Genomic DNA, 21,619 nt, shown 5'->3' with positions numbered 1-21,619 from the left:
CGCTAATTACAACGAACTTAGCCAAGTTGTTAGCTATACCACCCCAACAAAACCATACCTATGATTAATAGCAACCAAAGAATATTACTGTAGGTAATATCATTACGAGTAGTTGGAGCTTCATGCACTGGGTAAATAACTTGCCATTCACCTTTGATTGCCGAGTTAAACAAAATTTGAGGTGTTACTGGAATTCTTTTAACTTTTGCCCATGGAGGTTTAAAAATAAAAGCCCAAATATTTATAGCCTCATCTTGCGTATGAAAATACCACAAATACTGTTCCATATTAACGTGGTACTTAATGGCGTAGGCTTCAATTAATTCATGGAAGTCATCACCAACGATACCAAGCTCTTCAGATATATCGGTATTAGGATTAACGTTTTCGATTTTAATGCCTGATTCACAAGCTACAAAATTTAGAATGTTAGTAATATCCAAAGGTGTACCTAACTTTTAAATAAGGAGTGCAAGCCAACCCATGATATACGCAAAAGTCACAGTCGCAAGCGCGTGCTTGATACTCCTCTATTCGTGAAGGAAATTAGGCAGCAATTTTGATTTTTCCACAAGAGCATGATGCGGCGTAATTCATAATGTCCTTTCCTGCTCCAAAGTACCTAAAAGCCGAGCTAAGCGGCACAAAAGGTTTTGCTAAGACCACGTATTACTACCCTATAGCGCTTTAAAGCACGAATTAAAACGTTTGTTATGCCTTAATTGCATTGCGTGTTACCACCCCAGTTTTTATTAAAGTAAGCTTGGTAATAAGTAGTTGCCCATGACGGGCGCGAAAGGCTGACTGTTTCCGGTTGATAAACTATTTTGCTACTACAACCGCCAAAAACAAAGCCTGCTGAAAATATAGTGATTGATACATTACCACCGTGATAATGTACTGCTGAAGCCTTAGTTAATTTTAACAAGCTAACATAGTTATCATAACGTGCATTCGTTAGAAGATAAGACCCTGTAACGATACTAAATGGAACATAATGCCCATACTCTTTACTCCAACCTTTTTCGGTTAGATCGTATTCGCCTATTTTTCCCTCTCTAATTTGGAAGTTATCCAAATCTCGCGAATCATTAATTATCATTTTCTTCAATTTCTCAAAGGAACTTTGATATTTATTGTAGTGCTCAGTTAGATCAGCTTCATTTGGGGCTTTATCTGTATTTTTAGTGCACGCAACAAGAACTACACAAATGATAAAACAAAAAAAACGCTTCAATTTAATTCTGGACATAACATTATTAATATCAGGAAAAATTCCAAATCTAAAAATGGATTTTTTCAGCCTTCCAACATACCTCAGTTCTACCACAGCGACTAAACCATTGTACAGGTTAACTTTCTTGCCTTTAACTGATTCAATTTATAAGAATACTTTGGATTTACTACGCGCCCTTAAATAAAGAGTTGGCTTGTCTGAGGGTCTGCTATGTGCGTTTTGATAGCGTGGAACGGCTTATAACCGCTTTGAAATTTAAGAATAAAAAGGTGTCGTTAATTTATCGCCGCTACATAAGCTGATGGGCTAGCGCCCAATTTTTGGGCAATCAGGTTCAGCGTTTACCCGTTAACAACCAGCCTATTACGTTTTGGTCGACTTCTATTACTTTGCTTGCAACGTCTTTAAAACCTAACTGCTTAGCTAATGCCTTAAAGCTCTTCGAGTCATTTTCGTCTAAAGATGCCTTAGACATTTGCTCGATTCGTGATTGCTCTGCATGTATGCGAGCTATCATATCTTTTGCTTGAGTATGTAGTGTGTCGCTAGGTGCCTGCGAAATAAAATAGTCAACAGCTTTGATTAACTGCCCAGATATTTGATTAGACTTATCAAACTGCCCATTCATATAGTCTTGTTTTACTTCTAAAAGTTGGCTGCTAGTAGCGGCACCAAGGGTGTATTGACTAATCGTATCTATCAAGCCATTTGTTTCAAATAACCTTTTAAATTCATATAGTTTACGATTATTCATTGTCACAATTTTACTGTTACTATGGTGGCTAATAAATCTAAAGCTGCCTCCCTCTTTGAGTACCTTATAAACCTGTGGCAACGCAAGGTTTTCGTCAGCATACTCAAATCCAAATTGACTCGTAACTAAATCAAATCGATTTTTGGAAAAAGGAAGATCTGTAATATCTATGTTAGGTATTAACTCTATAGCGTTAGAGTTTTGCTCATTATTCAGCGGGAATACATTGGCTCTATCAACACCAATAATTTTTGTATTGGTGCACAATTTACTTAAGATCCTGGGCACAGAGCCGTTGCCTGTCGCCAAATCTAAAATTTCAACCTTGTGCGTTAAATGCTTGGCTGCTTCTATCCAAATATTTCTTATAGTATTTGAAAGGGCATCGTATGAGTCAGAAATGCAACTCTCTTTATGGCCTGATTGCCAATAAATATCCCACGCATTTTTATCATTCATATCTAACATCAAACAACTATATTTTATTGAAGGTTTACATCTAACGGGATTTTAAAAATCACCTGTGGACATGTAAAAGGAGGGCTAGCATGCCACAGTTAAAAAGGGATTAAAACTCGCCCCCAATAACACTTACATGAAGACTCATGATAACTAACCTTAGTTAAGCTCCATTGCGTACCATGTGTATTAATGGGAAAGGATTACCTTGACCATCCAATTCTGAACGCCCCGTTCTTTTGAAACCCATTTTTTCATAGAACCCTATAGCTTGTGGGTTTTGTTCGTTTACATCGACTTTCAACGCCCCCAAACTACTAATAGCGTACTCCATTAATCGGCTTCCAATACCTTCCCCAAAATAGCTTGGACTCACGAACAACATTTCGACATTAGAGTCTGCAACACCGATAAATCCAGCAATCTCTTTATTTAAGGTGATACAACGAAGCTCTACTGCATCAAAGTAATACTGCAAAATGAGTGGTCTTAACTCTAGAATATTTTCTTCGGGCAAAAAATGATGAGTTGCCCTGACAGAACTTTCCCAGACTTCGATGAGTTCTTTATAGTGTTTCTTTGTGACTTGTTTTACTTCCATTGACTCATCCTAAGGAGGTTTTTATAAGAGGCGATGCTAGCGCCTCAAGCGGTGCTGCGGGCCACTTGGCTTTTATTGTTACATGCCATAATTGGCCCTTGCCAGTTATCTAGCATATTTTGTGAGTTATTGGTCATAAATACCATAGCGCCTACATCACCAAGGCCTCTTTAAAAGCGCCATTTGGAAGGGAACGCCCCGTTCACTGGGTTGTCTGGTGCAACGCTTTATTAGATCCCTGTTTTTTTTACTAGTTTATTTGAGGTTTCGCCTTTAATTGCACCATTTGCAGCTAGTTTCATTAATCGACGGAACCTAGGACACTCCAAATGATTAGGCGCTTTACAAGCAGCTGCATGTTGCAGCCCATCACGCATTGCCACTAACTTTTGAATAGTATTGTCTAACTCACTGGCTTTTCTAAGCAACAAATCCCGATCAATAATCGGCTGTTCTGCAGAACCTAATATGTCCACAATTTCTTCTAACGAGAACCCTGCAACACGACCCAATGCAATCAACTCTAGGCGCTCCAATACCCCCTCTGAAAACACCCGGCGTATACCATGTCTCCCAACGGATTTGATTAACCCTTTTTCCTCATAAAAGCGAAGTGTTGAGGCAGGAACTCCCGACTTTTTAGCCACCTTAGAAATATCCATAACACCCTTGACTTAAAGTTAACTTTAAGTTGTAAGCTAGCACAACATTAGCATCTAAACCAGAAATGGAACAATCATGGACAACATAATTTTTGTAATATTAATCGGAATCGGAGCAACTGCATTCATGGACTTATGGGCTTTGCTGAAAAAACACTTACTGCATATTCCACCCACCAATTGGGGGATGGTTGGGCGCTGGATAGCTCACATGGGACAAGGCAAGTTTCGCCACCTGGCTATAGCAGAATCAAAAGCTATTCGTGGAGAACAACTACTAGGATGGACAGCCCATTATGTAATAGGCATAGGTTACGCAGCATTATTAGTCATCATTTTTGGTAATGCATGGGTCAATAACCCTTCAATTGGGCCTGCTTTCATATTAGGTATTGCCACAGTTGTTGCTCCTTTTTTGATATTGCAACCAGGTATGGGGGCCGGTATTGCTGCATCCCGAACACCTAACCCCAACTCAGTCAGAATACAAAGTATGATTAATCATGGGGTATTTGGCGCTGGTCTTTTTCTATCAGCCATAACAGTAAAGTTTATTAGCTTGATATAAATACCGAGCTCAATATCGAACGTACAAACGCCAGTAAAATAACCCATGTCTGAAGGCTACTCAGGCGGGCTTAAATCTAACAATATTAATATTCGGAAAGATTTGGTGGTTAAAACACGGAGTCTTTCCTAAACCAAGCTTTATGGGGGTTATTAAGTATTCGAGGGTGAAATAAATAAGGGCTTTCGCAACTTAAAAAAATAATAATGCATCACAAAACCTATATGAGCAATTGTATCTGATTATTATTGGCGCAATTATGGCGGTTATCGCAACTATAATGTTTTCTACGTCAGCGATTGAAGCCGCTATGTTTCCAGAGTTCATTGGCGGAGACAAGCCATTTGAAAACATTAAATCTTCCTTAAGGGGCGATGTTACACTCAAATCAAATTCAGATTTCTATAAGCTGATCCTTTGGTGTTTTATCGCAGGTTTATCAGATAACTTCGTATATCAAAAACTATCAGCTTGGTTAACCAAATAAATCATGAAACAGCTACAGAATAGCCAATACTCTTTGCCTAGACTCTTCTAGCTGTTTAGCAATCATAATTATTGTTGCTGGTGAAACGCCAATTGAAGTAGCCAGCTGCGCGAAGTCACCCACGGCATCAAGGGTTTCTTCAACAATGGGGAGCGCATTTTGCCACTTTGCAAAGCCTGCGGATTGAGCAAGCTTTTGAAGGGCTTTCAAAGGAGGATTTTTACCAAACCCTGCAAATGAAGTTGCCTGCTCTCCAAATGGGTGCGGGCTAAAAGTAATATCGTAAAAAGGGGCGGGTTGCCACTTGCCAACATCATCTTGTAAAAAGGCCCAGTTTTTACTGTGGTCATCTTGGTTTAAAAAAACCAAGTTAAACATAGCCCTTTTAAACTGTAATTGCCCAACAGCAGGTGATTTACATAGTACTCTTGAGGCTCTAATAAGATCATCATAATCTAAGCTTGGCGAACGAAAATCAGCATCAAGTAATCCGCAAGCACTATGCATATGCAACCTTCCAGACGTTCCATCAGGTAACCTTGTTACATCAAATCGTTTTAGAGCCAGCCATTTATTAGCACCTGAATGCTCCGGCGCATTCAGTAATGTCCAATCTGGTGGGTTAAGCTTTAATCGCTCTGCTAACATAAGATATGCCGCTTCACATAACCCCTCTTCATGGCCCAGTGATAAGTTGCTAGAAGTGAACTTTATAATCCATGCATCATCTCCTTTTTGATAAGCCGTGCGACACTCATTAAAGGAATCACCCGCTACATATATCTGTGCTTTTGGCCTAGCCCCACCAGAACTACCTGCAGTAACCAGTGCTGACAATACATGTTCAGTCTGCCCATCAAATATTTGTTGGGCATTGATACCTAACTCATGTAACCCAACGTGCTTGTCATCAATAGTTGCAAACTCTGATGTAGGTGAGAACGACAATGCCCCCAAAGCCGTATCACCCACAAAGGCAAGCCTATCCATGGCCGTTAAATTAGCGGGTAAGATCCCCTGTTGTCTAAAAATTCTGTCTTGAAGTAATAAACCCCATCCGTCAGGAAGCGCATCTGCAAACACACCATGAAGGCCAAGATGAGGGCTTTTTGGTGCGGCTTGAACACTGAGGTTTTCTTGCAAAGAAAAAGGAGAAAGATTGCCAAGCCTAGCTAGGTAACTAGCGTCATATTGAAAAAATACTCCCTCGCTATTTTGAGCCAATACGCCCACACCAACCTTGCTTCCATCAGACAATTGGCGACTTACATCAAGTTTTTGTATCACCTTAAATGCCATGTTTTAGCACCTCTTCAATAGATTTAGGTGCCTGTGACGACTCCCTTACCTCCAAAGTAAGCTGATAAAGACGCGTTAAGTCATCTAACGACTGCCAAAGCAATAACAACTGGCGAAAAGATATCTGCCCAGTTAACTCAAACTTCTTAATGGTTGCGGCAGGAACAGTGCTACGCAGTGCAAGAGCATCACGAGACAACTTAGCCTGCTCTCTCAACTTACGAAGATGACTTGAATAGGCAAGCTGCACATCAGACTCAGTCAAAAGTTTATACATAGAAAACCAAAAATAGATACAATAACATCCAATTTAGCACAAATAACACAATATTGGATACTATAATATCTATAATTTAACTGTGCATGATTTAAAAAATAAACAAAGTTAGCGCACAATTAACCTAAGGACATAATAAAAAGTGAGGTTGTAAAAAGCTTGAAAGGTAAAAATTAGGTGGCAATGGAGTACGACCCCTTTTATTCTTTTTTTAGAATAAATTTACCATTTTATTAACATGACGATTAAACGGCTTTGACAGGAAAACCTTAGTTTCGCTAACCCCGTACCCAATATTTACAAAATACTGCCGATACCACTGACCACTATGATAAGTAAAACGACCATTTATATGAAAGCTAGCGGTTTCACCTTTAGATAGGTTTATAAGATTACGGCGAAAACCTCCCCTATTTGGCGCACCATGCTCGTGGTAACTATAGCTAAAGAATACATGTAACCTATTATCGGACTCTGTAAACTCAAACGACCAGTATTTCTTTTGATTTGGAATAACCAAAGTTTCACTTTCAAGGTTAAAACCATTATCTTCGGTTGCCTTGACCTCATGAACAAAGATAGCTGCATCATTTTCAATATGAGGTAACTCTAGCACCCTTGGAACAGAGTTCCTTAGTTTTGAGTTTGGCATCCCTCTTGAAGCTTTGGTCCAATGTGTTTGTATGTTTTGTACGATAATCATGACTTAACGTGTAATATTACTTTGTAGACACCCATGTTAATTAACCTCCATAAAACCCTGCAATCGCATCTTAAAATCAAAGCTTGAACCTTAAGATGGATGTGCAGTTATTTTATCTCTAGTGTTTTGATTTAAATGATTATTTTTTAATTTGTTACAATGGGTGTTTCTGTAAGTACGCTGGTGGCTTAGCTTGTTATGTATTAATTTTCACCAACTCACTAAACCTACAAAATGACTTTGTAAATCTTTCACTTTCGACCACTTTATTGAAGTAGTAATCTAAGTAAATGATTAACTCTAACCTTTTGTCTTCGATAAATATATCACTCATAGGATGAGGTTGTTGAGAATTAAATATAGGATTTTCATATTCTGGGAATTGGTCGATAGTTAGATCAAAAATATGACCATCGACTTCTAACCAAAGATGGTAAACATGATCATAAGCTGATTCAGTGAGCCCACGAATTATTTCAAATTTATTATCAGGGAAGCGCAAAAATAAATAGTAGCCAAGAAACAATGAAGCTCCTTCACAGCAGTTTTCTGGAAAGCTGAAAAAATGAGGGATATCCAATTCGTCTCTATTCTCTAAAAAGACATTTCTAACAATTTTTGATATTTCGACTATCTCAATAATTTTCACCAGACTTTTGGATTAATACATAAAACGCCTAAATAAGGGACTAAAAACTAGTTTGCTAAAATGTGTAGCGAAGTGAAATATAGCCAGCTGTTTCTGTTCCGTTTAAAGTTCTTTTTAGGCCCCCCGAACTCGGAGTGCTTACCCTAGATCTTTAATAGCAAAATCAGGAAATTCAAAGCATTGATCTGATTCCATTGGTTTTGCTATTTTATTCAATAACCCTAAATTAAACCTAACTTCATCATCTGTAATCCGAAATTTTGCTTGAGGAGAAAGAAAAATCACAGGTATCTCAGACAGAAATTCAAACAATAAGGCTGTTCTATGGCGTCCATTGATGAACTGAAGTTTACCATTGTAAAAAAATAGAATTGGAGGCAAAAACTTATTCTCTACCTCAAACCAGTTTTTATGGTACGCCTGCTCAATATTTAAAGATTTTCGGCAATTAAAATCTTCTTTATCAACATATTCGTTAAAGTAATCACGATTGAGAACATAATATCTATCTCCACTATCAAGACAACTACGATTCTTTGAAATAGAGACTCTCAATAATTTCTCCTCTTGCCTAACGAGGGTGTAGAAAAACCCTCACCTTAAAATAAATATATGTATCAAAGTTAGAGCTTTAAGGTGGATGTCCAGTCAAAATGTCCTAAGCAGCATCTCTTGTACTTTTTATCGCTGCCACATGGACACTTTTGATTTCTACCAATTTTTACACGCTTATTCATAGGTTTGCTTTTCGAGGGAAACTTAACTTTCCCGTTCTTTACCTTATATGTGTCATCTATAGCGCGTAAATCAGCCACAATTCTATCCATTTCATCAGACTGCTGGTAAGCAGATACGTGATAAGTAGCAAAGCTAAAACGCCTTCTTGTAGGACTAAAGCAGACTCCGTGCCACGTCTCTGCTTCTATAGAGTACTTTCTCTTTTCACAGTGGGTCACTAATTTCTTATATGCTACATCAGGAGGATCTTCATTACAGTGAATGGTTAAGCCAGTTTTTTCTTCTAGAAGCGGAATTGTTATATCATGATGTCTTTTATCTTGATTATAGAGGTTAATCATTTGCTCGATTGCACCATTGAGCATGTTGATACTTTCCTCACCCAAAGAAAGAAAGTGGTAGCCTAAGTTAAGTAAACCATATTCCTCAGAGCACTTTATATCGTCAATGATAGAACCTATGTGAGTTCCTTGGTGGATGGTTAGCATACCTTTTGGAATTGATGGGCAGTCCTCACCTTCTCTTCTTGCAAGCATAGCCAATTCTAAATCTGATGAAATATCATCTTCTAACATTACTAGGTCAGGCTTACCTTCAAAATATAGATTTTGTTTAAGATAAATGCTCAGTATTACAAGCTCATGATTAGATAATATTGAGTCACCAAAATCAGCTCTTTTTCTTATATAGTCTAAAAAGAATAAAGGTGTATCTAGGATTTCTGCAAGGAGGTCAATGAGAAAAACATCCATAATATATGGCGTTTTAATCTTTTCTGTAGTGGTATATGTTAAAAATTCCCTAGCTTGTGCTGCAAGGGCTGGGTAATAGTCAGAAACCACACATATCGGATGTATAGTTTCAAAATCATTCTGTAAATTTACTATATTTCCATCAATATCTTTTAGCTTGACATTTTCTTTGCTCAATAGTTTTGCGCAAAGATATGCTTGATCGTAAGCATCTTGTACTGCTTTTTTGAAGTCTTCTTCTAGCTGCAAGCTATTTCCTTTGCGAGCGGCAATTGTGAGTTTTTTTGACTTTGCTTGAATTACAATTGCAGTGTTACCAAATACGACAAGGACATCAATTTCCGCGGCTTTATTTCTCCCGTCGAACATATCGATATTTGTATATACATTATTTCTAGCAAAAACCTCAGAGAGTCTTTCCGCAGTGTAATCTTCAGTAAATGCACCTCTGTTTTTGCTAGCAATACTCTTATATTTATTATCTGAATTGAACCAAAAGAAGGGGCTTTCATATTGAGACTCCAAAAGGCTATAGCTCTGAAAAGCAACATAACTATCTACTTCTAGTTTTAGAATAGGAAAAGCATTCTTATAATTAAAATCATCAATACTGTTAAATTCATCCATCCCCTCGTTAGACTCAGACGAAAACGCTTCGATAATTGATTCAATTTGCTCTATCTCTACATCACAGATATTTTTCAGTTCAGATACATTGAACTGAAAAATTGGAAGGTAATTATCTAGAGCCAAACTCTTAGCTTCATTAACTAAAATATTAACTTTATTTATTTGAAGCGCTTCAATTGCACCAAAAACTTTGGCTATATCATCAAAATTAAAACCCTTGTTATCTAAAATCCATTGCGCGTCTTTTTTGTAACGAATTTGAGCCAAATCTCTATACTGATGTTTATATACACCTTCACCCGCATAGAAAATCGCTTCTCTCATAAAATGGGTTTGCGATGATTTTTCAGTCGCATTTCCAGTCAAGAAGTTTGATAAATCAATTGGCCCTAAAAAGCTTCGGTGAAGCTCTTCTAATAAATGCCATATTTTTGAGGCACATTCTTCCAACTCATCTCTAGGTAATGGGTCAAGACTAACATTACTCTTACACATCAAACCTATGATTGAAGATAACTCCGTGCGGGATAACCTAGATTTGTCAAACTGTTGTGATAGTGTTTCCGCGGTTAGACCTTCACCGGCAGTGTGTATGAATGTGTCTTTGAAACAGAACAGCGCAATTACATGAATGAAGCTATCAGTTGAACATAAATTTTCTAGCTCATTGAAAATTTCATCCTCAGTTCTAATTTTTGACTCACCTACCATTATCGTTCCTTCGAATTTATTGCCTAAGTTAATTGGAGAAAGTCATTCTTCAATTTATGACTGACGTTTAACGAGGATGTAGAAAAAGCCTCACCTTAAAATTTATTCTAAAAATTGAGCTAATTTGACTACAAAAACGTGGCGCTACGTGAAATCTGTATAGGTTTAACCATTAAACATCAGAAATATTTAACGTAGCGCGTTGCCATTTTCTATCTCTGACCTTTTTCTACAGCCTCAACAGTCCGCATAACGGGCAAATATACGTTGGCTAAAATACCGAGCCGAGCCCACCTGTATTTGTCCCCCGCTAGCGAAGCGAGTGTTTATTCGTTTGTTATGTTCTCTCAGGTTAATACCACTTTTGAGGCTCTTTATAGTCGCCGCCATTAGGAACAACAAAATATTCTGCACGGCAATTGGGGTAAACGACCTTTATATTTTCACTTGAGCCTTTAACTTGTCCACTTTTACCAAGTAGTGGAAGGTTACGAGTAAAACTACACAGCAAGCTCGCATTATTTCCGGTTGCAAAAGCAATTCTCATTTCATTATTCAACTCAAGCGGTATTTCATTTTGGTTTTGTGGCATAAATTACTTCTAGCACATGACTTTAACCTTAGAAATACTACTGTCGTATCAGTGGCACTAAAACTTTTCGTCTGGTTACAGTGTTTTGATTTGTAAAAAGTCAAATTGGCTTGAAATATAGACTAAGCAAAGCTAATAAACTCACAAAATACGGAAAATAGAGATCTAGGTTTTCTCTGCTTTTGATAAAAGCATTAAACTGATAGTTCGCCTCGAACATAAGAAGTGAAAGAAATTTTCTTCTAGTCCATTTTTTATCGTATCTATTTAGCTCTATATTGGCTGTATAAAAGCAGTCAACGCCATATTCATCAACATTCTCCGAATCATAAGTTAAGTTACGCTTGAAGAGACCAGTAACCTTATAGGAAGGGGATTGAATTCCAGGTTCATCACCTACGTATACCTTAATTGCAGAGCTTAACAAACCAGTGAAATCATGTTCATGGGGATTAAAATTCAACACTCTATAATCACTTAATAAACGAGAACTCCAAAAGTTAAAAAGCTTTTCATGAAACTCCCTTGCATACCCAAAATATCTGAGGGTGAGATAAAGTATAGTGCCCACAAAAAGATAAGATAAACTAGTAGCCTTGGTGAATTTTAACTTGAAAATAAATGTGTTAGCTTCTTCAAGTGTGGCGCCAGTAATATTTAGCGCGATAAATACGACACAAACAGATATCAGAACTTTACGCTTTTTCTTGAGTCCTTCATCATTATCTATCTGGTTTCTGAATTCTTGTAATTTTTTCAAGATAACCTCAATCCTTGATTGGCACATAACAATATTAATATCCGGAAAGGTTCCGTATTTACACACGGAACCTTTTCGCCTTCCCACATCCCCCAGTTCTACCACAGCCTCTAACATATTGCACAGGTTAACTTTCTTGCCTTTGCTTTACCCGCGACTACAAATTCCCCATAAAATTATTGGCTTGTTGAGTGTTCGAGCAAGGACGCTCGAACAAGGCAATCTTTTATAGCTGGGAGCGGCTTATTGCCGCCTCAACATCAAAGCCAAATATTTTATGAATTTAGAATTTGTCTGTCGCAGAGCGTTTCTTGGTTACTTCTTTTGGCGTTTGAAAAGAAGTAACTGGTGAAGCAGGGATGCTTTATCAAAATCCGCAATGGATTGCGGTGAACGAAGTGAATAATCTCAATAAGCGAAGCGCATAAATAAACAACAAGCGCAGCGTTATACTACTTGCCCAGCCACCCAACCACTACTCCAAGCCCACTGAAAATTAAACCCACCTAGCCAACCTGTTACGTCCATAACTTCGCCTACAAAATATAGGCCTTTGACTTTTTTGGCTTCCATGGTTTTTGAAGAGAGTTCGTCTGTGTCTACGCCGCCTAAGGTCACCTCTGCGGTGCGGTAGCCTTCGGTGCCATTAGGCTTGAGTTGCCACTGGTGAAAGGCAAGGGCTGCTTGTTCTAGCTGTTTACCTTGGTATTGTTTTAGTGGCTTGTTCTCAACCCCTAGGTAGGGCAATGCAGCTTGTACATAACGTTTAGGGTAATGGCTAGAGAGGGCGGTACTTAGCTGTACATCAGGCTGCTTTTGTTGGGTTTTTTGTAGTTCTGCCAATAAATCCCCATTGGGGAATAAATCAAATTCTACAGTTTCTCCAGGCTCCCAAAACGACGATATTTGCAGTACGGCTGGGCCACTTAAGCCCCTGTGTGTAAACAGGATGTTTTCGTTAAATGCGGTGTTGTTGCAACTGGCACTGGCATCTAAAGAAATACCGCTTAGCTCGGCCAGTACTTTTTTGTCTTGTTCGTGCAGGGTAAAAGGCACTAAGCCGGCTCGTGTAGGCAACACCTTTAAACCAAATTGTTCTGCTAGTTTGTAACCGTAGGGGCTAGCGCCAAGTTTGGGCATAGACAAGCCGCCCGTGGCCACCACTAATGATTCTGTTTGAAATTGCCCTTTGGCGGTATTCACCTCAAACCCGATATCGGATTTTTCAACCGCTAGAATTTCGCATTGATTGGTAATAGTTACCCCTGCTTTTTCGCACTCGGCTAGCAGCATATTTAAGATGTCTTTGGCGCTGTCATCACAAAAAAGTTGCCCTAGGGTTTTCTCGTGATAGGCAATGCCATGCTCGCTAACCAGCCCAATAAAATCCCACTGGGTATAACGACTTAACGCTGATTTACAAAAATGAGGGTTGTTAGATAAAAAGTTTTCATGGCTGGCGTACATGTTAGTGAAGTTACAGCGGCCGCCACCGGACATAAGTATTTTGCCACCTAGACGTTTGGCATGGTCAAGCACAGTGACATTGCGCCCGCGTTTAGCGGCCTCGATGGCACAAAACAATCCAGCCGCCCCGGCCCCTATTACGATTACATCTACGTTCTTCAAATTTTTATCTACTTATGAAAGCCATGAGGATCGGCGCAGATTATAAAGATTTTCAGCTCAAAAGCCTAAATTATATCTTTGCTAAATATAAGCAAGATACAGGTCATCACCCTCAAGCTATTAGTAGCTAACAGCTTGAGGGGTATAACTAACCTAGCCTTTTTGCAATGCTTCAATACGTTTGTCTAAGGGTGGGTGACTCGAAAATAATTTTTGCACCTTACCTGCACTAATAGCAAAAGCGGCCATTTCGTCTGGCATGGGAGGCACGTCTTGATTTTGCTTTAAACGTTTTAGTGCTGCAATCATGTTGTTGCGCCCTGCAAGGTTTGCTCCTCCTGCATCGGCCCTAAATTCTCGGTATCTTGAAAACCACATAACTATCATCGAGGCAGCTATGCCTAAAATAATTTGAGCAATGATAGATACAATCCAAAACGCTGGTCCGTGGCCTCGCTCTACCTTAAATACTACCCTGTCTACCACATGGCCGATAATGCGAGATAAAAACACCACAAAGGTATTAAGCACACCTTGAATGAGCGTCATAGTGACCATGTCACCATTGGCAACATGGCTTACTTCATGGGCTAACACAGCTTCGACTTCGTTTTCAGTCATGCTATCAAGTAACCCAGTACTTACGGCCACTAATGCATCGTTTTTATTCCAGCCAGTGGCAAAGGCATTGGGGCTAGGATGGTGAAAAATTCCCACTTCTGGCATACCAATTTTGGCTTGTTTAGCTTGGCGTTCTACAGTGCGCATTAGCCATTGTTCGGTTTGATTACTTGGGCGCTTAATTACCTGCACATTCATGCTGCGCTTGGCCATAAACTTAGATATCAACAAAGAAATTATCGAGCCACTGAACCCAATCACTGCCGAGTACACCAGTAACGCTTGTAAATCTAAGTCAACACCGTTTTGCGCCAATAGGCCTTGAAAACCTAACAGACTAAACACCACACTAATCAGCGCCATTACGGCAATGTTAGTGGCTAAAAATATTAAGATCCGAAACATAGTAACACTCCGACGTTACAACCCATCTATTGAGTGTTTAATATGTGGTCAATCTGCTAATTGCTCAATAGCCACTGTGAAATATTATTTTTGTAAATAGTCACAATGGCCCTGCACTAGCAAGCTCCGCTTTGGTGATTTTAGCAGCGGATGTGCTACAACCAGCCATTTTGATGGGCTATTCTGGCAGCTTCAACGCGATTTTTAGCATTTAATTTACTAGATGCCGATGACAAGTAATTACGCACTGTACCTGTAGATAAAAATAGTTTTTCGGCAATTTTTTCGGTACTTAGTCCGTCTTTTGCCAAACGCAGCGCATGGCGCTCTTTGTCTGATAAGGGGTCTTTTTCCATCCAAGATTCAACCATCAACTCTGGCGCAATGGCTGTTCCTCCTTGGTGTACTTTGTGGATAGCATCAATCAAATCCTGCGAAGGCGAGTCTTTTAACAAATAGCCTTTTACCCCTGCATCCATGGCGCGGCGTAAATAGCCACTTCTTGCAAAGGTTGTCAGAATGATAGTTTTACTTTGTACTTGGGTGTCATGAAGTTGCTGCGCAAGCTCTAAGCCTGTCATATCCGGCATTTCAATATCGGTAAGCACTATGTCGACTCTTTCAGAATCTGGGGATTGCACATAGTCAAACGCTTCTTTTCCGTTAGCACAGCTTTGCACCACATTTAGGTTATCTTCTAAGTCTAAAATAGTGGCTAGCGCATTAAGCAACATGGTTTGGTCTTCAGCCAATAATATATTGATAGTTTTCATCTTGATTAATCCTTATCTAGCGCTGGTAAGCTGATTTCGATCAATGTGCCAGCTACCTCGGCACCACTTTGAATATGTAAAAAGCCATTAAATGGTTGCATACGCTCAGCAATGCCCTTTAGGCCATTACCATGCTTTTGCGTAGCGTCAATGCCCACACCATTGTCTTGCACACTTAGTATTATGTTTCCGTTTTGCTTGCTAAGTTTGGCTGTTACAGAGTCGGCCTTAGCGTGTTTAATAATATTGGTGACGAGCTCTCGCAGTACAATTGCCAGCTCTTTGTTTGCCGCTACCTCTAACTCAATTTGTTGTTCGTCGATATTTTCAAATTCATAGTCAAAATTAATATCTAAATTGGCAAACACATTTTTAGCATTGGCAAGCTCACTGAGTAAATCACTGGTGCGATAACCCGATACCACTTCACGTACTTGGCTTAGTGCATTGCGAGAGATATCTTCAAGTTGCTTTATTTCACTGCGGGCTTTTTCAATGTCTTTATCTAGTAACCGCCCTGCCAAATCGGCTTTAAGCGTAATTACTGAAAACGTGTGGCCAATTAAATCATGTAGGTCGCGGGCAATGCGCTCACGTTCGGCAACTTTGGCTAATCGCTGGGTTTCTTTACGGGATAAAATCAGCGCTTGTTTGTTTTCGTGTAAGGCATATTGATAAATATTAACTAGGCCAACAATTAAGGAAAACACCAAAGCGGGCACATAAAAGTAAAACTGAAACTTAAAAATCCAGCTTATCAACACAATCCACACTAAGATGGCAACCAGTACACTAAGTGCATATTTTAGTGGCTTTAACCGGCTACAAAATGCTGAGCCGTAAATAAACAAACTAGTAGCACTGGCTGAAATAAATGCCGAGAGCGTCGCAATCAATATAATGGCCACAATGTGATAAATAACGCTTTGCCCTTTGACCCAAAACGCATGAAAATAAAGACCTAAAAACGCTACTGTGGCGGCCATTATCCACACTAGATCCATTTTATTTTCATTCAACACTGCAACAGGGATAAAAAATAGCGGTAAGTAAACCAGCCAAATATAAGGTGCATATCGCTCGTCTAATCCCTTAGGTAATAACCTAGCATCTATTTTTTGCAGCAGTTGTTTCATCACATTTACTCTACTATTTATAAAATTGCCGTTCTCGTCACTTATCTAAGGTCTTCAATTAATTCGCTTTTTTACGAGAAGCCAAAACAGCAAACACATAAAATATACCACTAAAGAGTGCCAAAATAAGCACATGCCCTGCAACTGAACCACCTGCATCTAAGCCCACCACTTTTAACGCCAATTGCGATAAATGATAAGGAGGTAAAAATGCTGCAAAAGATTGTAAAAACTCTGGCAGCATAGCAATGGGTATCCACAAGCCAGACAAAAAAGACATGGGTAAGTACACCATATTAATTACCACAGGCGCGCTTTGAGCTTTTAAAGACAAGCCCAAGGTCAGCCCTAGTAAGCAAAAAGGTAAACCGCCTAGCACTAAAATAACAGACAACAAACTCACTTGAGACAGGGTTAAACTAATGTCCGTAAGGCTTGCTGCTATGCCACCCAGACTTAGGAGGATCAATACAGAAAACCCCATAGATACAAAAAGGCGACTGATAACTTGTGCGCCACCTGGCATAGGAGACGCCGATTTAATATCTAACCAACCTTGGCCTCTTTCTATTGCTAAGCCAGCACCAAACGAAAATAAAGCTGGCCCCATTACCCCAAATACCCCGTAAGTACATAATAAGTAAATAGCGGCCTGAGGGTTATGACCATTCATCAATACCCCAAAAAATATATAAAATAGTCCCGGGAATAAAATAGCGGGCAATGCAAAGGCTAGGTTACGGATAGACTTAAGCCATTCGTACTTAGTTTCTTGCCAATATACGTTTACGTTTTTGCTGAAAGTCATTGTTTGCTCATTGTTTGAATGTGATTGAAGAGTGTCCATTGGGTTTCTCCTTAAATATCAATTATTGGTTAAGTTGTTTAAATGCTTCTTCAAGGCCGGCGCGCTCTACCGTGACATCCTCTAAATCAGGGTATTGAGCTAATATTTGTTGCAGGCTTTGGCTAGCGTTACTGGTTTGAACTTCAATGTACTTACCGCTTTTAGAACAGCTAACTACGCCTTCAAAACCTTCAAACACGGCGGGGTCTAAGTCTGCACAAAAACGGATAGTGGTATGATTAACACTGGCTTTTATTTCTTCGCTGCTGCCTCTTTTTACGACCTTGCCATCTTTTAACAGTAAAATTTCGTCTGCCAAGGAGTCAGCTTCTTGCAGGTAATGGGTGGTGAGCACAATAGATGTACCTGCACGTTTAAGGTCGCGGATGGCCTGCCACATACTTTGTCTAGACTCCATATCCATACCCACACTTGGTTCATCTAAAAACAGTAATTTGGGGTTACCACAAATACTTAACGCAAATAACAAACGCTGCTTTTCACCACCCGAGAGCTTTTTAGAGTATCTGTTTTGCATCTTTTCTAAGCCTGCATAAGCAAGCACTTTTTCGTAAGGCATGGGGTTAGGGTAATAACTTTGAAAAAGACGAATATGCTCTTTAATTTTTAAAGTTTCAGGTAAGTTAGCCACTTGCAACATAGCGCCAATTAAGCGCTTAGCCTCAAGTGAGCCAGCCTTAGCATTGAACAGATTCACATCACCCGAATCATGACTAAGACGCCCTAATAGAATATTGATTAAGGTTGTTTTACCCGCTCCGTTTGCCCCTAAAATTGCGAGTACTTGACCTGCTTGTATTTCAAGATCCAAATCCACCACTGCAGGTTTCCCTGAAAAAGATTTGTTTAACCCTTTAGCAAAGGCAATCATATTTTGTTGAGACATGTGTGCACTCCGATTACTGTAATTAAGTCGTTGTAAATCATGGGTACACTATGAATCACTTCTGCTCAGACAATCAGAGGCAAGTGTCATCAATTTAATATGACAAATGTCATAAGTTGTCATACCTCAAAAACTTGTCACACTATTTCGACTTGCAGCGGGTATCTTATTTCACACAAACAAAATGCAGACACTAGTAGCACAACAAACGCTAGCAGATCCTAGTACTCAACCCCCAAAAGTGTCCGAGCGAAAACGCCTTAAAAACTGCGGGATATTAGGCAATGCTCTAGGGATACTGCTAGGGTTTAGTGGCTTAGTTTATGGCCTAATAGCCAGTGGTAGGTTAATCATTTAAGGGACCGAAATTTACATAAACTCAGCGCCTATGTACTCTAGTGAACAAAATTAGCAATACGAGACTACTATGCTTGATACTTTTATCGCTGAAGATGGACAAAGTCGTTGTACTTGGTGCCAGTCAACCCAGCAGTATATTGATTACCACGACAATGAATGGGGTTATCCCGTTGTTGATGATCAGCGTCTATTTGAAAAAATCTGCTTAGAGGGGTTTCAGTCTGGCCTTAGTTGGTTGACTATCTTAAACAAGCGAGAAAACTTTCGGGCTGCCTTTGCTAATTTTGATTTTAACCAAGTGGCTAAATTTACCGAGCAAGACGTTGAACGTTTGGTGTTAGATGCCGGTATTATACGCCATCGCGGTAAAATCACCGCAACCATTAACAACGCTAAACGAGCACAAGAAGTCATAGCAGAATTCGGTTCACTGGCTAGCTACTTTTGGCAGTTTGAACCAAAACGTGATGAAAGTATCGCCCCTGAGTTTATGGCCACTTGTGAAGAGTCTATCGCCTTATCTAAAGATTTAAAAAAGCGCGGCTGGAAATTCGTCGGCCCTACGACTATGTATGCTTTTATGCAGGCTATGGGGATGGTGAATGATCATGCCCATGGCTGTGAATTCAGAGCCAAGGCAGCACAATTAAGAAATACGCTAACAAGGCCAAGTATCAAATAAATTAAGGATGGGTAAGATTCCCAGCTTTACTGCGGAGTTAGCTTTACCTCATCTAGCTTTGGATGCCACAGGGTCACCCTATTACGGCCATCAAATTTAGATTTGTATAAGGCTTTATCGGCTCTGGCAATCAACTGCACTGGTGTTAGTTCGTCTGACTGACTATAAGCTATGCCAAAGCTACTGGTGATTTTTATGCCGTTAAAGTTTGCCGTTTCTATTTTTTGGCGTAATTTTGATGCAATGTTTTCAGCATAAGGTAAACCTACGCCCCGCAAGACAATACAGAACTCTTCACCGCCATATCTGGCTATTAGGTCACTCTTTCTAACTGAATCTAGCAAAATCTTTGAGAAACTTCTGAGCACATCATCTCCAGTTTCATGGCCATGGAGGTCATTCACCTTTTTAAAGTGATCTACATCTACCATGATTATGGCCAGTTCGTCGGTTATCTCGTCGTTTTGATAATGGCTTTCAAAAAAGTCAAACAAGCCGCGACGATTATAGCAATTGGTAAGTTGGTCATGGGTTGCTAAATAATCCAGCTCAATATTGCGTTTTTTAGACGCGATAAAGATACGGTAAACATAAATACATCCGCATAAACAAATTAGTAATAAAAAGGCCAATAGAATATTAGCGTAGCGTTTTTTAACTAGTTCTAATTCAGCAATCCTGTTGGTTTGCCCAACAATTTCAATCTCACTATTCTTTTGCGCCAACTTAAGCTTATCAAGGTCAACTTGTTTTCTTAAGGTGGCCAGTTCTGTTTCCATGCTAAAAGAGTCCATTTTAGCTTTTACTATGGTTAAGTTTTGCTCTTCATACTCTTGTGAAATAAGCCAAGCCAGCCTTAGCTTTTCCTCTGCATATGATAATGCTTGTTTATAATCTTGGTTTGCTTTGGCTAATCTTAAAAGGGAGGTGTATGCATCTGACTCTTCATTAAGAAAGCCTTCCTCAACAGAGATTTCAATGGCTTCATTGAGTATCTCAATGGCTTCTTGATTATTGGTATCTGCTAATGCTCTTCCTAGCTTGTTAAGTACTTTAACCTTGTTGATATCTCTGATGTCATTAGGTCCGCCTGCCACTAACGCCAAGGCATCTTTGTAGTATTTTATGGCCTCTTCTCGCATGCCCTGAGCATACTTAATCTCACCAATAATACGCATTGCAATTGTGCTTTTAAGCTTATTATTATCTTGCTGATAAATATCGTAAGCTTTTTGGGCCATATTTAATGCCAGATCAAAATTCTTTTCTTCAAGCTCGATTATGGCTAACTCTCTATAGGCAGAGGCTAAAATTTTAGCGGGCACTTTGTCTTGCGGTAACTCAATGGCTTTTGTATAGAAGACTTTAGCCTGCTCATACTTATATAGGCGGGTGTATAAAAACCCTATTTGAATCAAGCTGTCGGCGACTTTTTTGATATTGTTGGTTTCTAAATAAATTTGGTAGGCCTGAATACTGTATTCTAAAGAGGTTTCATAACGATTGAGGTATCGATAGGCTATACCAATTAGGGTTAAATACTCAGCCGCCTCTTGGTTATCATTTAGCGTTTTTTGTATGTCGTAGCCCTTAAAGGCATAGTCGAGTGCAGCTAAATAATGTTTATTTCTAAGTTCCGCTCCCGCTACATTTTTATATGCTCTGGCTATCCCATTCTCATCACCACGTTGCAGTTGCACATCTAGGCTTTTTTTATGAAAAATAACTGCTTTTTCATCATCATATAAACGTTTATAAATTTGCCCAAGCTGATGGTACGCCGCACCTTTAAGTTCTAAAGCTTTGTTATTATTGAGCCCCTTGAGCTGCTCAATCACTTTAAAGTAAACGTGTTCTGACTCTGTATAAAGCCTCTGTTCGTATAGAATACGTCCCTGCAACTCGAATACGCGAACCGATAACAAGGGGTCATCTGCTTGTAATGCAATAGGCAGAGAACGCTCTAGTGTATCAAGAGCAAACTCATAGTTTTTTTCAGATAAAATTAATTTTGAATAGCTAACTATAGTCAGTATGTATTGGCGGGTATTGTCTGCTTCAAGATAATACTTAGCAGCTTGAGAATAATGATATTTTGCCGCTACTATATCTTTAAGTGGTTTTCGGTATAAGTCTGCGAGTAGTGCATGGGCGTTTGCTAAATGGGATGGTTTGGCAGTTTTAGAGAGCTTAATCAGGTCTAGTGCAATGGCTTCACTTTGCAGGTTATCAACCCCCACTAAGGATTTAGCTTTTTTCAATAAGTCAGAGGGCTTACTTTGGCTGGCATTAGTAGAAACCGAGAGGGCGTGGCCAACAGCAGAAAACCAAAAGCTGCTCAACATAATCAAAGCAGCTAAAAGATAAAAATGTATACGCA

The 21,619-nt window shown here is 39.4% G+C and carries 24 protein-coding genes; 4 read left to right on the top strand and 20 right to left on the bottom strand.

What is annotated here, in order from left to right:
- Positions 1-29: 29 nt before the first annotated feature.
- The 5 genes from ACMUMK_RS01080 to ACMUMK_RS01060 all read right to left on the bottom strand — a co-directional run bounded on the left by ACMUMK_RS01080 (position 30) and on the right by ACMUMK_RS01060 (position 3,713).
- Positions 30-443, bottom strand: coding sequence for a DUF1493 family protein (locus ACMUMK_RS01080; RefSeq protein ID WP_414699281.1), 414 nt, complete (start codon positions 441-443; stop codon positions 30-32).
- A gap of 275 nt (positions 444-718) precedes the next feature.
- Positions 719-1,330 (bottom strand): hypothetical protein, encoded by a 612-nt coding sequence (locus ACMUMK_RS01075; RefSeq protein ID WP_414699280.1) that lies wholly within the window; start codon positions 1,328-1,330, stop codon positions 719-721.
- Between the two features lie 241 nt (positions 1,331-1,571).
- Positions 1,572-2,450 carry a class I SAM-dependent methyltransferase gene (locus tag ACMUMK_RS01070; RefSeq protein WP_414699279.1) on the bottom strand — a complete coding sequence of 293 codons (879 nt, stop codon included), beginning with the start codon at positions 2,448-2,450 and terminating at the stop codon, positions 1,572-1,574.
- Positions 2,451-2,613: 163 nt separating this feature from the next.
- Positions 2,614-3,051 carry a GNAT family N-acetyltransferase gene (locus ACMUMK_RS01065; RefSeq protein ID WP_414699278.1) on the bottom strand — a complete coding sequence of 146 codons (438 nt, stop codon included), beginning with the start codon at positions 3,049-3,051 and terminating at the stop codon, positions 2,614-2,616.
- Between the two features lie 230 nt (positions 3,052-3,281).
- Positions 3,282-3,713: a helix-turn-helix domain-containing protein gene (locus ACMUMK_RS01060; protein WP_414699277.1), complete on the bottom strand. Its 432-nt coding sequence runs from the start codon at positions 3,711-3,713 to the stop codon at positions 3,282-3,284.
- Between the two features lie 76 nt (positions 3,714-3,789).
- Here ACMUMK_RS01060 and ACMUMK_RS01055 point away from each other — a divergent pair, with 76 nt between their 5' ends.
- Both ACMUMK_RS01055 and ACMUMK_RS01050 read left to right on the top strand, forming a co-directional pair.
- The gene (locus ACMUMK_RS01055) at positions 3,790-4,281 is read left to right on the top strand and encodes a DUF2938 domain-containing protein (RefSeq protein WP_414699276.1); all 492 of its coding nucleotides are present in this window, start codon (positions 3,790-3,792) and stop codon (positions 4,279-4,281) included.
- A gap of 259 nt (positions 4,282-4,540) precedes the next feature.
- Positions 4,541-4,768, top strand: a complete 228-nt coding sequence (locus ACMUMK_RS01050) for a hypothetical protein (protein WP_414699275.1) — start codon at positions 4,541-4,543, stop codon at positions 4,766-4,768.
- Positions 4,769-4,780: 12 nt separating this feature from the next.
- Here the strand turns inward: ACMUMK_RS01050 and ACMUMK_RS01045 are convergent, their stop codons facing one another.
- The 14 genes from ACMUMK_RS01045 to ACMUMK_RS00980 form a co-directional block, all read right to left on the bottom strand.
- Positions 4,781-6,067: a type II toxin-antitoxin system HipA family toxin gene (locus ACMUMK_RS01045; RefSeq protein WP_414699274.1), complete on the bottom strand. Its 1,287-nt coding sequence runs from the start codon at positions 6,065-6,067 to the stop codon at positions 4,781-4,783.
- Positions 6,057-6,344: a helix-turn-helix domain-containing protein gene (locus tag ACMUMK_RS01040; RefSeq protein WP_133468024.1), complete on the bottom strand. Its 288-nt coding sequence runs from the start codon at positions 6,342-6,344 to the stop codon at positions 6,057-6,059. The genes ACMUMK_RS01045 and ACMUMK_RS01040 overlap by 11 nt, the downstream gene beginning before the upstream one ends.
- Positions 6,345-6,555: 211 nt before the next feature.
- Positions 6,556-7,047, bottom strand: coding sequence for a hypothetical protein (locus tag ACMUMK_RS01035; RefSeq protein ID WP_289029727.1), 492 nt, complete (start codon positions 7,045-7,047; stop codon positions 6,556-6,558).
- Positions 7,048-7,243: 196 nt separating this feature from the next.
- The gene (locus tag ACMUMK_RS01030) at positions 7,244-7,627 is read right to left on the bottom strand and encodes a hypothetical protein (protein ID WP_414699273.1); all 384 of its coding nucleotides are present in this window, start codon (positions 7,625-7,627) and stop codon (positions 7,244-7,246) included.
- Between the two features lie 207 nt (positions 7,628-7,834).
- Positions 7,835-8,251: a hypothetical protein gene (locus ACMUMK_RS01025; protein ID WP_414699272.1), complete on the bottom strand. Its 417-nt coding sequence runs from the start codon at positions 8,249-8,251 to the stop codon at positions 7,835-7,837.
- A 68-nt stretch (positions 8,252-8,319) separates the two neighbouring features.
- Positions 8,320-10,527 (bottom strand): NERD domain-containing protein, encoded by a 2,208-nt coding sequence (locus tag ACMUMK_RS01020; protein WP_414699271.1) that lies wholly within the window; start codon positions 10,525-10,527, stop codon positions 8,320-8,322.
- A gap of 352 nt (positions 10,528-10,879) precedes the next feature.
- Positions 10,880-11,119, bottom strand: a complete 240-nt coding sequence (locus ACMUMK_RS01015; RefSeq protein ID WP_414699270.1) for a hypothetical protein — start codon at positions 11,117-11,119, stop codon at positions 10,880-10,882.
- A 100-nt stretch (positions 11,120-11,219) separates the two neighbouring features.
- Positions 11,220-11,879 carry a hypothetical protein gene (locus ACMUMK_RS01010; protein ID WP_414699269.1) on the bottom strand — a complete coding sequence of 220 codons (660 nt, stop codon included), beginning with the start codon at positions 11,877-11,879 and terminating at the stop codon, positions 11,220-11,222.
- 447 nt (positions 11,880-12,326) lie between these two features.
- Positions 12,327-13,508: an NAD(P)/FAD-dependent oxidoreductase gene (locus tag ACMUMK_RS01005; RefSeq protein WP_414699268.1), complete on the bottom strand. Its 1,182-nt coding sequence runs from the start codon at positions 13,506-13,508 to the stop codon at positions 12,327-12,329.
- A gap of 153 nt (positions 13,509-13,661) precedes the next feature.
- Entirely contained in the window at positions 13,662-14,534 is an 873-nt protein-coding gene (gene htpX, locus ACMUMK_RS01000) for a protease HtpX (RefSeq protein WP_414699267.1), read from the bottom strand.
- Positions 14,535-14,689: 155 nt separating this feature from the next.
- Entirely contained in the window at positions 14,690-15,307 is a 618-nt protein-coding gene (locus ACMUMK_RS00995) for a response regulator transcription factor (RefSeq protein WP_414699266.1), read from the bottom strand.
- A 5-nt stretch (positions 15,308-15,312) separates the two neighbouring features.
- Positions 15,313-16,443 carry a sensor histidine kinase gene (locus ACMUMK_RS00990; protein ID WP_414700306.1) on the bottom strand — a complete coding sequence of 377 codons (1,131 nt, stop codon included), beginning with the start codon at positions 16,441-16,443 and terminating at the stop codon, positions 15,313-15,315.
- A 58-nt stretch (positions 16,444-16,501) separates the two neighbouring features.
- Entirely contained in the window at positions 16,502-17,290 is a 789-nt protein-coding gene (locus ACMUMK_RS00985; RefSeq protein WP_414699265.1) for an ABC transporter permease, read from the bottom strand.
- Positions 17,291-17,312: 22 nt separating this feature from the next.
- Positions 17,313-18,197 (bottom strand): ABC transporter ATP-binding protein, encoded by an 885-nt coding sequence (locus ACMUMK_RS00980; protein ID WP_414699264.1) that lies wholly within the window; start codon positions 18,195-18,197, stop codon positions 17,313-17,315.
- Positions 18,198-18,381: 184 nt separating this feature from the next.
- Between ACMUMK_RS00980 and ACMUMK_RS00975 the strand changes: the two genes are divergently transcribed.
- Together ACMUMK_RS00975 and ACMUMK_RS00970 are read left to right on the top strand one after the other, a co-directional pair.
- Complete coding sequence (locus ACMUMK_RS00975; RefSeq protein ID WP_414699263.1) at positions 18,382-18,555, top strand: hypothetical protein; 174 nt, start codon at positions 18,382-18,384, stop codon at positions 18,553-18,555.
- A gap of 69 nt (positions 18,556-18,624) precedes the next feature.
- Positions 18,625-19,239, top strand: coding sequence for a DNA-3-methyladenine glycosylase I (locus tag ACMUMK_RS00970; protein ID WP_414699262.1), 615 nt, complete (start codon positions 18,625-18,627; stop codon positions 19,237-19,239).
- Positions 19,240-19,265: 26 nt separating this feature from the next.
- On the opposite strand, the gene ACMUMK_RS00965 is transcribed toward ACMUMK_RS00970, so the two are convergent.
- Entirely contained in the window at positions 19,266-21,584 is a 2,319-nt protein-coding gene (locus ACMUMK_RS00965; RefSeq protein WP_414699261.1) for a diguanylate cyclase, read from the bottom strand.
- Positions 21,585-21,619: the final 35 nt, after the last annotated feature.

It is taken from the genome of Paraglaciecola sp. 2405UD69-4 (genome assembly GCF_047525415.1).
Classification (GTDB): domain Bacteria; phylum Pseudomonadota; class Gammaproteobacteria; order Enterobacterales; family Alteromonadaceae; genus Paraglaciecola.
Note: the sequence above shows the minus strand (reverse complement) of the source record. Positions and strands in the feature narration are given on the sequence as shown.